Origin of the sequence: Gallibacter sp. Marseille-QA0791 (assembly GCF_965119705.1) — a bacterium.
Classification (GTDB): Bacteria; Bacillota; Clostridia; order Peptostreptococcales; family Anaerovoracaceae; genus Lentihominibacter; species Lentihominibacter excrementipullorum.
In genome coordinates, this window is the sequence record NZ_CBCPMH010000001.1 from 1604710 (window position 1) to 1617792 (window position 13083).

Below are 13083 nucleotides of genomic sequence, written 5' to 3' on the forward strand. Positions count from 1 at the left end.
ATATCAAACCATCGTTGTGCCGCCATTAGGCGATACTACCTGACCTGTTACGAAGTCGGACTCCATGAAGTAACGTACAACGTACCACATCTCCGATACTTCTCCCGCACGCTGGAGCGGGCACTGCTTTGTACGCGTATCCATGAGTTCGGGATCGATCTTATATGCATCGTAGTACATGTCGGTCTTATGCGCTCCCGGTGCTATGGCGTTGACCTGTATGTTGTACTTTCCAAGATCCAGTGCCAGTGCCTGAGTCATGCCGCGAACGGCAAACTTGCTGCTTGCATATGCTATTGATCCCGGCGCTGCACGCAGGCCCACAGCAGAACAGAGATTTATTATCTTTCCGAAGTGATTTGACTTCATGAGATCCACGAAGTAGCGGCACATGAAGAACGTTCCGTTGACATTTACATTTATCGTATCACAGAACAGCTTCGTATCGATCTCGTCTGCAGGTACGTTGCAGTAAGTCCCTGCATTGTTCACCAGTACTACAAGATCCGTACCCATGTTCTCTTCCGCCCACTTTCGGAATTCGGCAACTTCATTTTCATTCTGGATCGAGATCTTATACGTCTCTATCCTCACGCCGTATTCTTTCTCAAGGCGTGCCTTTACTTCTTCTGCCTTTGCCTGCTGACCCGAATAAGTTATAACGAGATCGTAACCTTCGCGAGCCAGCTCTTCAGCTATCGCGGCACCCAGACCACGGGAAGCGCCCGTAACTATTCCGTACTTTTTATCTGACATATCCATACCTCCGTATAAATTTTCCGTTCAATATTTCTGTTTGATATATTAAGCGTCCGCATTCGCACCTTCAGCAGCAACATCGCCTCTCTCCTTGATCTTCTTGTTGAGAAGCAGCGATGCGATGATACCTATCACGCCAAACAATGCAGCAACGATAAATGCGGTAGCATATCCCGCGCTTCTGGCCGTTATCTCATCAACTCCGGATGCCACCTGCCCGGAGGAAACGACATTGGCTATCGCCTGCAGGATCGCAAGACCTACAGAGCCCGCAAGGCATATCGCTATATAAGCCACCTGATTTCCGTCGGATATCCTGCTCTCCGGCATATACGCTTCAGCGGCACTGTAGCAGAGGTTGACGCATGACGCATGACCCAGACCTCCGAGTACCGATATGGCGAATATGATGCCCAGACTGCACGTAGGCGAAAGAACTATTCCGTAAAGCAGCGCATTGAACGTTACAAGAATCATCGTCAATGCCAGCAGAGCCTTTATCTTGCCCGTCTTCTTATAGATCGCAGCATATACCGTAGGCATTACCAGCGTACCTATGGAAAACAGTGTGAACGGCAATGCTGATACGGTTGCCGAAGTTCCCATGATGGCCTGCATGTAATAGATCAGGAATACGAACTGACCCATGCATACGACGCAGGAGGCAAAAGCCTGAATGAATATCCATGTACAGTTGAGATTGTCCTTAAAGAGTTTCACAGGGAAAATAGCCGTTTCACTATGCCTGTATTCATACACTACGAATATGATAAGACCCACGATCGTAGCCGCAAGCATTATTATGATGCTCGGATTCGTCCAGCCCCAGGTGTTTCCGAAGTTGCATGCGAGCACGCAGCAGCACACCCAGATAACGAACACGACAGTTCCGATGACATCGAATTTTTTCGGTGTATAATTCCTCTGACGTGTGTCGGACGGTGTAACTACCAGAGTCAGTATCAGCCCGATGGCCTGAATCGCTATCATGAGGTAATAAACACTCTGCCACCCCAAAGTATCTATCATAACACCGGCAAGTGTAGGGACTACAAGCGCCGCGATACCCTGAGTCACTCCGAGCGTGGACAGCCACATGGCACGCTTTGACGGCGGCCATATCTTATTCATCAGACTTATCATGTTACTGATGAGGCCTGCATTACCTACGCCCTGCAGCATGACGCACACGAGAAAAACCCCGAGATTAGGTGCAAGCAGCGTTCCTATATTACAAAGTATAACGATTATCAGAGATCCGCCCATTATCTTCTTTATTCCCCAGCTTGGGATGAAATACGCAGACACAGATGTGGCGACGACCATGATGGCTGTCTGTAATGCTTTACCCGCAGAATAAAACTCGCCGGCATTCCAGTCTGCCATTATGTAGTTCGTACACATGCTGAAAGCACGCATGTAAAAATGAATACCGAAAAAGCCTACTAACAGAGCTATCGTAACGATAGCGCGCTTTTTAGGATCTATGTAAACGATAACGTCGTTGTCATCGTTTACGGCTCCGTTAGTCTTTGATAAAGTATCTGTAGACATTGGTTTTTCCTTTCCTCTCCGTTTTCCGCCTCTGCAGACAGGACATCGTCCGCAGAGGCTAATGATCTTCCTGCTGTAACTTTATATTAAAGGACACGCATGTAGTGATATCCTTCATGGATCGCATTTATCACTTTGCCCGGCTTGACGTTGTCACCCACCTGAACGCATTCATAACCGGCAGCCTTTATGCTCACATAGAGATCGTGATTTGCCCTGAACCCTGCGGCAAATACGACGGAATCACATTCTATCTTCTCGTTCTTTCCATCACGCTCTACAACAATTCCTTCGTCAAGGATCTCCACGAGCTTCGTACCGGTCATTATCTTTGTGCCTGAGTGATCGACAAGGTATCTGAGGTTCTGTTCATTGGCAACGAAACTCTGACCGTTCTTCAAAATACCGTCAAGGGCCTCTATCACGGTAACGTCCTTACCCTGCATACTCAGTTCGGTACTCAACTCACAGCCCACTTCTCCGCCGCCGATGACAGCGACCCTGTTGCCAACCCGAACCTTATCGGTAAGCACGTCTACCGCAGTGCTCACATGCGTTTTATCATATCCCGGAACCCTTATTATCACCGGATCGGCGCCAGAAGCGACTACAACGTAGTCCGGATCAATCTTCCTGACATCATCAATAGTTATCGCCTGACCGAGACGAACATCCACTCCATGCCTGTATACCTGTCTGATGAGATAGTTTACCTGCGCGAGTGCATCACGCTTGAATCTCGGTGTTCCGGCAGCGTATAGATTGCCGCCCATATAGGTATTCTTTTCACAAAGTATGACTTTAAACCCTCTTTCGGCTGCAGTCGCTGCCGCCTTCATACCTCCCGGGCCTGCGCCTATGACCAGTATCGTCATATCTCTGTCTGCCGGCGGGAATTCGAAATCCTTTTCGTGGAGACAGAGCGGATTTACGGCACATGGACGGGCCCATCCCTTCATGGCGTTGAAATGGCACTCTCCACATCCGATACACGGATTTATCTCATCGGTCTTGCCTGTCTTGACCTTGTTAGCCCAGTGCGGCTCCGCAATCATACCATGACCGATAGCGATAAGATCCACATCGCCGTTTTCCAGAGCGGCTTCCGATACATCGGCGTGATTGAGCTTGCCGTGGGCCATGAGCGGTACGTCACCTATCACATCTCTGACCATACGCGCAGCCTCCAGATCGAATCCCTTAGGCTGATATACACTGCTCACCATCCTCCATCGACATGAATACGATCCTCGGCCGATGTGTATGAGGTCCACAGGGAACTCAGCCAGCCGTTTGGCTATGGCCAGGCCCTCTTCCAGAGGACGTTCCTCATCGTCAACGCTGTCGAGGGTCATTTTTACCGCGATCGGATAGTCGCGGCCGCAGGTCTTGCGGATCTCTTCAAGTATCTCGAAGAGAAAACGCGTACGGTTTTCAAAGCTGCCGCCATACTCATCTGTACGGTGATTCCATTTGGCTGATGAGAACTGGTCGATGAGATATCCTCCGTATGCGTGTACTTCGATGATGTCCACTCCCGCATCCTTAGCCAGCTTGGCACTCTCGCCTACGGCTTTTACCAGTTGCTTGACCCCTTCCGTCGGCATCTCTCGGCAGATGAGATCCGGCTTATAGTAATTTGGGATCGGGCTGGACGAATAAGGCGGCGTATGCGGATCGATCCAGTTCATACGGCCTATTCCCGGCGAAAGCTGGATACCCAGCTTCGCTCCGTAGAAATGAACACGCTCTGCAAGAGTATGGAGCATATAAACGTCCTTATTACCGGTAAGCTTCTGGCATGCCGCAGGTTCAAACAACTCGCTGGCCTGAACCGCGCCGGTCATTATGAGGCCGCAACCGCCCTTAGCGCGCTCCTCAAAATAGTTGATATCGCGCGTATTGAAACTGTTGCTCGTGTCTGTCGTGTTGCCCATAGGTGCGAGGACAACGCGGTTTTTCAGTGTCAGGTTACCAACCTTTAACTCTTCAAATAGCTTCATTTTGCACTTCCCTTTCGCTTTCCGTGATGTGAATATACTTGACCACAAATTGTTATGTCGTTATACTATATTCACTTTTGAGTAACGTTTTATTATACTTTGGTAACATTTTGTGCAAATAATACCACACGCACAGACCATTGTCAAGGCTATAACGATAATTTTTTAACAGATATGGTCATGTTCCGTTTCTTTTGTTACAATATTCTATGAGAGGACGATCCTTTTGATATATCAGCTTTACGATTGCTGTCTTCTCTCACAGATCAACGGGAGGCATATTGAAATATGAAAAGGAAAAACGATACGAACACCAAAGACAGGATCCTTGAAGAAGCCATAAAGCTTTTCAGGGAACGCGGTTACGATAACGTTACCGTGATGCAGATCTGCGACGCCGCAGGCATCACAAAGCGCACTTTCTATTATCACTATAAGTCCAAGGATGAACTGATAAGCGGCGTTACCGATTTGACGGGAGTCAGAGCCGAAAAACTCATTTCCGCTATGGTCAACCGAAAAACGAATCTCGGCATACTCTGGGAGATCATACATACATACAGCAGAAATACGATAAACATGGGGCCCGATCTTACCATGCAGGTATATATCAGCGGTTTCAGATCGGGAAAGAAGGGAAACTTTCCTCAGGACACCCATATGTTCGATACCGCTGTCCAAATAATAGAAAATGCGCGTGATTCGGGCGAGATCTCAAACCCCGCAAATGCCCGCGACATGGCGTTTATCCTTTACGACGCCCTTCGCGGCATAACGATTACCTGGGCGGCTGAAAACGGTAATTTCGATCTCGATGCATATTATCTGAAAACCCTCAACACCGTTTTAGGATCGGATTATGCGCCCGATGAAGATCTGCGCTAGATACATTCCGATCCGTCAAACATTTAAATAGAATAAAAAAGAAGGGCTGCCGCAATCTATGTTTGCGACAGCCTCTCCTTTTGCTGTTGTATCTTAATGTAATTCAGGGTCTTTATTTGTTAAGTGGCGGGAAGAGATCGTCGAAGGACTTTTCGCCCTGATCCAGCATGATGACGTCTCTTGCCTTTCCTCTCTTCACGTTGATATACCTTACGATCATAGGTACCACTACAGCTGCGGTAGCTATACCGAATACCAGCTGATCCTCGATCACAAGCATTACGAGGCATACCGTCTGAACTATGGCAGCAGCTACAGGCAGCCATAACAGATTCTTATTGACTCTGGCTTTGAGACACTCGTTAGGATCATATCCACGCTCCTTGAGTCTCTTTCTCATAACTACCTGCGACATACAGATACCTATCCAGGCCAGCGTTCCTGTGAATCCTGAGATAGAAAGCAGGCTTCCGTACAGAGTTTCGAGAGCGCCGGTGAGCTCCGATACCAGACCAAGAACCAGGACTACCCACATGCATGCTACTGTGAACCATACGCAATTTCTCGGATTTCCGTTCTTCGTTACCTTCGTCAGGAACTTAGGAGCAAGACCTTCAGTAGCCAGGCCATACATCGCTCTTACTGTTCCATAGAAGCCTGTGTTAGCACAGGAGAAGGCAGCGACTATTACTACAGCTGACATTACCATTCCGAAGAATCCCATGTCATATTGATTCATTATGTCAGCGAATACAGGATTTTCATCATTTGCCAGATCCCAAGGATATACCAGCAGAACGAGGATTATAGGGATTATATAGAGTCCCAGCAGTCTCCATGTTACGCTTCTGCATGCCTTAGGTACCGATTTCTCAGGATTCTGAGATTCTGCCGCCGCCAGGCCTACTATCTCTGTGCCTTGACAGGTTACCAGTACCAGCGTCATCTGAGTGAATACTATCAGTGCTCCGTTAGGGAAGAACGAATCCATGATGCTGCTGTCGCCGCCAAAGTTGACACTGCCACCCAGGAATTCTTCGCTTCCCCAGAGACCTACCCAGATACCGAATGCCAGTATAGCAAACAGAATGATTATTACGACCTTGGTTATGGCAAGACCCGATTCGATCTTGGCAAATACATTTACAGCGGAGATATTGATTATTGTTATCGCCGCCATAGCGCCTATGGCTGTCGCTATGTAGAACGTATTGCTGTCGATCCCCGTAACGTATACCAGTACCGTCGCCATCGCCACAGCTTCAGATGGCACATAGGCTACCCAGTTACACCAGAACGCCCAGCCCATTCCTATGGACCATTGAGGCCCCAGGAATTCTTTCGTGTAAGAAATGAATGACCCCTTTCTAGGGACGTTTACCAATAATTCCGCATAAGATGTCATTACCGCGTAGATGATGATACCTACGATAACAAATGCCAGCAGCACTGCCGGCCCCATGGTCTGGATGCTGAGCCCCAGCCCCAGGAAATAACACGATCCGATAACGCCGCCGAGACCGATGAACGTTACCTGCCAGCCCTTTATACCGCGGATCAGTTCGCCTTCTCTTTCCAGTTCGACTTCTCTGCCTTTTTCGCCGTCCAGCATACTTTAACCTCCTTTTTCCATTAAGAATAAAAATAATGATAATAACTAAAAAGGACCATACAAAATCAATTGTATGGTCCTAAACAGCCGTAGATATATTATCCGTTCAAGCTTACAAAACTTGCCAGACACCATCTTTCCCGAAGCGCTTCCCCGATCACCGCTCATGAGTTGATCCGGGCATCACTCGTTCCGGTCTATGGTGAATATTAACTTGTTTTTATCGTTCTCCACATTGATACGGATCTCGCTCAACATGACCTTTCGGCCTGATATCCTCAAGATCATATCGCACAACGTATCCGCCTTCACGGAGAAGAACAGTTCTCTGATATATCTGATTATAGCAATGTTCTGAAAATTGTCAAGGAGATTTTTTTCAAAAACTGTTAAAACTTCCGCAGCGACCAATTCAATGGTATCGCTGTTCATGAACACGCTGACGTTTCTCGGGCCTTTACCGGTCATAGTCTTGAGAAGGGATGAGAACTCCCGCTTGATCTCGTCTTCTATCTTCTTCTTGTTTTCCGGCAATACCGCGTCGCTCTTCCGCTTCTTCTCATAGATAGCCCTGGCCTGATCTTCCATGACCTTCAACAGTTCCTGGACATTGACTGGCTTCAGCACGTATTTATCTATCCCTACATCTATGGCGCTCAACACTATGTTCACATCACTGACGGCAGAAACCACGACAGCTCTCGCTTCACTGCCCTGCTCCCTCAGCTGCTTCAGCATCTCTATCCCGTCAAGCTCGGGCATATAAAAATCCGCGATGATGATATCGGGGCGAAAATCCTCATAAAGCTCCAGACCGCGCTGCCCATTCTCGCCTACAAGAACCTTCCCGACACGCCGCTTCAGCACGTCGGCCAATTCTTCCCTGGCCGCCTCATCATCCTCCACATACAGCACCTTCATATTTTTCAAGATCTCATCTGTATCCATAGTCTTATTGCTCCTTCTTCTCCCGGCTGGCCGGTATCGTAACGTCGAATTCCACTCCGCCTTTCATATTTTTCATGGAGATACTGCCGTTCAGCCTGTCCTCCACGATACAGCGGGAAATATAGAGGCCCAATCCTGTCCCGCCCGATTCCTCTCTGGTCGTGAAATAAGGCTCGAATATACGCTGACTGTATTGAGGATCTATACCCTCTCCTGTATTGAATACGGATATCCTTATCATATCTCCTTCATCGGAAACTTCCACCGCTATATTCCTCTCGTCCGGATGAGCGTCGACGATAGCGTCTCTGGCGTTGTTCAGCAAATTGAATATCACATGGGTCATATCGTTGTAATAGCCATATGCCTTCCGCTCCGTATCGCAGACGATATTTATCTTTATCTTATGGAGATTGATACTTTCCTCCATCAGAGAAATAGCGCTGTCAACACAATCCACAACATCAAAGGAGACTTTTTCCTTCGTCGGCTTGAGGAATTCCGAAAAGTCGGTTATGGTCTCCGACATCTCGCCCACGATGTTCTCCACTTTATGGACACTCTTCTCCAGCCGCCTCTCGTCCAGATCGCCATATCGATAGCTGTCCAGCAGATTAGCCAATATCAGGTTTATCGTATTCAACGGCTGCTTCCACTGGTGAGTTATGTTACCTACCATCTCCCCTATCTTCGCCTGTCTCGACTGGTATATGGTGATTATCTCCAGCTCTCTGTTTTCTTCTTCCAAAGTATTCGTCTTCTTTATGAATGGTCTGGCGAAAGCAATGAGGAACGCCGCGAAAATAATAGCCAGGAACAAGCCCATCAGCATCATGGTACGAGTCACGGCATTTATAGGACCATATACCGTATCTTCCGGCTGAGTCGTGATAAAGGTCCATCCGTTTCGCAGCTTGGAATAACTGAGGATCTTCTCCTTTCCGTCGAATTCATACTGTACCATACCCGAACGGGCATCGGAGTCTTCAGAAACTTCCGCGGCCAGCGCCTTGCCTATGATAGCCTCCTCATCTTCCGACTCCTCGTCGTTCCTGATGATGAACTGATAGTTCTCGTCCAACAATGCGGAATGGCCGCCATCGTACAGACTCATATCTTCGATCACCTGAGTGATATCGTCAGCGTTTATATCAGCTCCCGCCACGCCTATAAACATCTGATCCACATATATCGCGACGGAATACGAGAAGACATCCTCATTTATATCCTCATCGTAGTATGAGGATATCCAGACTCCGTAGTCCTTTCCCTGAGGCTTGAAAAAATATTCCATATTTTTTTCATAGGGAAGTTCGAAGCTTCTCTTGTTGTTTTTGTCCGCGAATATTTCCTCTGTCTCCCCGTTATCACGAACCACATACCACACCTCATCATTCCTTCCGGTCAGTTCGGGATTGAAGGTGACGTAGAGGCTGTGAGCGCTCTTTATGGTCTCCAGATTGCTTTTTATCATCTCCGCCACTTCTTCCATGTAGCTGTCCATATACGAGATCGGCTCTGCCTCAAAGCCATCCACGTCAAATGTGGTCGCCACATAGGATGCCAATGAGTCAGTGAGTCCTTCCATATGGTTGAACTCGGCGCTGAAATCGTTGGCGTAATCTTCTGTGACGGCCACTATCTTCTCATCTATCTCATCGCTGAGATAAGATGTACTGTTGAGCGTCGCTACGGCGCCTATCGTGAAAGCGATAGTCATTGAAAATACCACTATCAGACAAATGGTCTTAATGAGAGTCTTGTTCATATTTGGATTATATCATACACCCAACAGTTCTCCAACATCTACGTTCCTGCATTTGCACATCTTGCTCACATGTCCGGTTCTGTCAGTGTGTCCGCATGCCCCGCAGATCCCTTCTCCGCAGCACATCCTGAAATTATTGCAGAACACCAGCTTCCGCGACGGTATTTCCAGGCACTCCGCCAGCGTCTTTATATAATAATCCGACGCCAGGATCATAACCCTGTCATAAGCCTCCACTTTATCGATTCCCGGAGGAGACGGATATCTTCCCTTTGCTCGTTCCGCCTTCAAGACCTCCGTCATTTCCAGCAGCGATACAGCGCCGGCCTTTACCATCCCATCATCCATACCTTTCACTGTCCTCAGATTATCCGAAATCATCTCCTCCCCTATCTTTTCAGTATCTATCAGCAGATCTGTCCTCACCTTTCCGTCGGCGGCTGTCAACAGATTGACAGCAGGTGCGAACCCTGCTCCTTTTGTCATCACCAGCCATCGCCTTTCCTGCGGCTTTCCCTGCCCTGACGCGGATCCTCCTGCTCTGACGCTCCTGACATCATCTCTCAGACCCGGAAGACCTCCTCCCAGCAGACCGTTCCTGTACACACCTCTAAGCATCAGCATATCTTCCGCCTCGGCCACAGCCTTAGTTTTCGCCGAAATGATCCTGATCGCCAGGAATATCTTACCCTCTTCCGCATCCGTTCTCATTATTGAGACAGGCACATTTGAAACGGCGCTCCTCCCTACAGGATTGACGAATACGAAGCTGCCTGGCCGTGATGCCCTGAGAGCAAAGCCTTTCGACACTTTCAGCACAAGCACCAGCAAATCGCTGCCATACCATGTTTTTTTCAATATCTCGACGGGGCGGTCTTCCCGCCTCTGTAGTACGGCTCCGCCATTCTGGATGTACTCGTTATACACGCACACACCGGCCCACCGGCAGTTGCATTCTCCACGCCCCGCCAATCTGCTGCATACAAGACAGTCGCCTGTTTCCGCCAGCGGACACGGGCAGTTGTCCGTGCCTATATCGGCACACAATTCATTTATATATGTCATGGTTTCCTCCCCAAACACGCATATTTTCGTATCTTCTATACTATGCGTCTCGAAGGGAAGGAGTTCATTTTCCACGCGCGAATCCGTAGTCCATCAACCGATAAGCGTCCTCAAACCAGTCGGGCGCGCTCATGACAACAGCTATCATCGTCCGCCCTTCTCTGGTCGCCGATGCCACCAGCGTCCTTCCGGAGCTCTGCGTATATCCTATCTTTATCCCGTTCCCGCCTTCATATTGCCTTATCGTCTTGTTCTTATTGATGAATCCTATGTACTCGCTCATACTGCGCTCTGCTTTTCTGGATGGTGATGCCACTATTTTTCTGAAAACATCGTTTTTCATGGCCTCCCTTGCGATGATCGCCATGTCCCGCACTGTCGTGTAATGATCCTCATCAAAAAGTCCGCTTGGATTGGTAAAATGAGTTCCATCGCACCCCAGCTCCTCCGCCCTGTCGTTCATCATTGCGACGAAATTCTCCCGGCCCCCGCCTATGATCTCTGCTAAAGCCTCAGCCGCGTCGTTGCCCGATACCAGCATGAGACCGTAGAGCAGATCCTCTACTGATATTTTCTCCCCTGCCTCCAGGTATATGGACGAGCCTTCCACGCCCTGCGCCGACGCAGGGACAGTCACCTTTTGCCCTATAGGGCTGTCGTACCTTTCCAGCACTTCCAGCGTCACAAGCGCGGTCATTATCTTAGTGGTGCTGGCCGGATACGCCTTCTGGTCAGCGCACTTTTCATAAAGCACCCGTCCCGTATCGCCTTCTATCAAAATCGCCTGTCCTGCCGAAATACCAATATTTCCGCCCGATGTATCGACGATGCCATGCTCCTGTACATACAAGCCGAAGCCCGCTGCCACCGCCAGTACTACAGCTAATATAAATATGGTCTTTTTCCTGTTCATAAAAAAATCCCCTCTGTCACATTACGCGGCAGCAAGGGATGTTATTACAGTTATTATTTCTTTTCGGGAAGATCCAGCGATATCTGCTGAGCATACAGCCCTTCCGAATCAAAAGCTGTCAACTGGTCATCTTCTCCCACTCCTTCTATATCGCCTATATCCGGCAGCTCCTTCAACGTCTCGAATCCAAACTGTTTAAGGAAAATGTCGGTAGTCCCGTAAAGCATAGGCCTTCCCACAGCCTCAGATCTTCCTACCTGAGTAACCAGCCCCTTTTTCTCCAGGCCCTCTATCACCCTGTCGCATTTGATACCTCTTACCGCTTCTATTTCGCCTTTGGTAACAGGCTGTCTGTAGGCGATGATGGCCAGCACTTCCAGCGCCGACTGTGTCAGCTTCCTGCGTTTCACAGGTGTACACAGTCTCTCTATGTACCCCAGGTTCTCCTTTCTCGTTACGAACTGAAAGCTTTTGTTGACCTCTCTGATAACGATACCTCGGCTTTCCCGCTCGTATTCCTCCTTAAGTTCCCTGCAGCAGGCATATATCTCCTCTTTATCCTCGTTGAATATCTCTGCCATTTCCTTGACTCCCAGGGGCTCGCCCCAGATGAACATCATGGACTCTATCGCTGATTTTATAGTCTTCCTACTGGCCATTCTCCATCTCCTTCACCTCTGTATCTTCAGTCGCGTTAGCCCCATCACCTGCTGAACCTGCATCCGGTTCCGCCATCAGCCTTTTTGTCGCTCGCACCATTATATCACCGAAAAGCCGATGCTGCCGGGCTTCCAGACGCTGCTGCTTCATCATTTCCAGCACCGATGAAAAAGTCACAGCCGTATCATACCTGTCGTTTTTTTTCTGCACAAGCTCCCTGAAATCCGCTTCTCTGCCCGGCCTTTCCTTAAAGAACGTCCTGATGTCCTCCATCCTGAGCTCCGTCGTTATACGTTGCCTTTCACTTCTCATATGATGGCGCCTGATCTCTTCCAGCTTTCTCTTCCTGTCCAGAAACCTCTCGAAAGCCGATACGAACTGCTCTATGTCCAGCGCCAGGTATTCGTCAGGTTCACCGGTATACTCGTTCAGATCTTCCTGAGGTTTTTCCAGAAAGCCGCTGTTTTCTTCCATGCGTCTCTCCAGCATCTCAGAAGCGGCCTTGAACTTCTTATATTCCAGCAGTTTGGCTACCAGCTCAGTCCTGGGATCCTCCACCGCTTCTCCCTCTCCTGTACTTACAGGAGCTCTCGGCAGCAGCATCTTGGACTTTATTTCCAGAAGCAGGGCGGCCAGCGCCATGAACTCGGAGGCGGCGCCCACGTCTGCCTTTTCCATATCACCTACATATTCCAGATACTGATCGGTGATCTCCGCGATCCTGATATCGTATATGCTCATCCGGGCATGCTCTATCAGATACACCATCAGAGCAAAAGGGCCTTCAAAAACATCGGTCTTGACTCTGTATCCCATCTTTTCCTCCATAGCAAGATCCATCCGTCATACAATTATTACATTTTACCACAGCATGGCATGGAAAATCAAATGACAGGTCCTGAGATATCTCCAGCAA

Annotated in this window: 11 protein-coding genes; 1 reads left to right on the forward strand and 10 read right to left on the reverse strand. The window is 48.7% G+C overall.

The annotated features are described in order from the left end of the window. Window positions 1-3: 3 nt before the first annotated feature. The 3 genes from ACQY69_RS07460 to ACQY69_RS07470 form a co-directional block, all read right to left on the reverse strand. Window positions 4-756, reverse strand: coding sequence for an SDR family NAD(P)-dependent oxidoreductase (locus ACQY69_RS07460; RefSeq protein ID WP_428259887.1), 753 nt, complete (start codon window positions 754-756; stop codon window positions 4-6). 48 nt (window positions 757-804) lie between these two features. Continuing rightward, window positions 805-2313, reverse strand: a complete 1509-nt coding sequence (locus ACQY69_RS07465; RefSeq protein WP_428259889.1) for an MFS transporter — start codon at window positions 2311-2313, stop codon at window positions 805-807. An 86-nt stretch (window positions 2314-2399) separates the two neighbouring features. Then, window positions 2400-4316 carry an FAD-dependent oxidoreductase gene (locus ACQY69_RS07470; protein WP_428259891.1) on the reverse strand — a complete coding sequence of 639 codons (1917 nt, stop codon included), beginning with the start codon at window positions 4314-4316 and terminating at the stop codon, window positions 2400-2402. Window positions 4317-4604: 288 nt separating this feature from the next. On the opposite strand from ACQY69_RS07470, the gene ACQY69_RS07475 reads away from it, so the two are divergent. Continuing rightward, window positions 4605-5201 carry a TetR/AcrR family transcriptional regulator gene (locus tag ACQY69_RS07475; protein ID WP_428259893.1) on the forward strand — a complete coding sequence of 199 codons (597 nt, stop codon included), beginning with the start codon at window positions 4605-4607 and terminating at the stop codon, window positions 5199-5201. 112 nt (window positions 5202-5313) lie between these two features. On the opposite strand, the gene ACQY69_RS07480 is transcribed toward ACQY69_RS07475, so the two are convergent. From ACQY69_RS07480 to ACQY69_RS07510, 7 genes are all read right to left on the reverse strand, one after another. Continuing rightward, window positions 5314-6813, reverse strand: a complete 1500-nt coding sequence (locus ACQY69_RS07480) for an amino acid permease (protein WP_428259895.1) — start codon at window positions 6811-6813, stop codon at window positions 5314-5316. A gap of 183 nt (window positions 6814-6996) precedes the next feature. Next, entirely contained in the window at window positions 6997-7761 is a 765-nt protein-coding gene (locus ACQY69_RS07485; RefSeq protein ID WP_428259897.1) for a Na-translocating system protein MpsC family protein, read from the reverse strand. 4 nt (window positions 7762-7765) lie between these two features. Continuing rightward, window positions 7766-9529, reverse strand: coding sequence for a sensor histidine kinase (locus tag ACQY69_RS07490; RefSeq protein WP_428259899.1), 1764 nt, complete (start codon window positions 9527-9529; stop codon window positions 7766-7768). A 12-nt stretch (window positions 9530-9541) separates the two neighbouring features. Then, a complete protein-coding gene (locus ACQY69_RS07495) occupies window positions 9542-10594 on the reverse strand; it encodes a hypothetical protein (protein WP_428259901.1) in 1053 nt (350 codons plus the stop codon). Between the two features lie 64 nt (window positions 10595-10658). Beyond that, window positions 10659-11507 (reverse strand): D-alanyl-D-alanine carboxypeptidase family protein, encoded by an 849-nt coding sequence (locus ACQY69_RS07500; RefSeq protein WP_428259903.1) that lies wholly within the window; start codon window positions 11505-11507, stop codon window positions 10659-10661. A 53-nt stretch (window positions 11508-11560) separates the two neighbouring features. Next, complete coding sequence (gene scpB / locus ACQY69_RS07505) at window positions 11561-12166, reverse strand: SMC-Scp complex subunit ScpB (protein WP_428259905.1); 606 nt, start codon at window positions 12164-12166, stop codon at window positions 11561-11563. Continuing rightward, window positions 12156-12983, reverse strand: coding sequence for a segregation and condensation protein A (locus ACQY69_RS07510; RefSeq protein ID WP_428259907.1), 828 nt, complete (start codon window positions 12981-12983; stop codon window positions 12156-12158). The genes scpB and ACQY69_RS07510 overlap by 11 nt, the downstream gene beginning before the upstream one ends. Window positions 12984-13083: the final 100 nt, after the last annotated feature.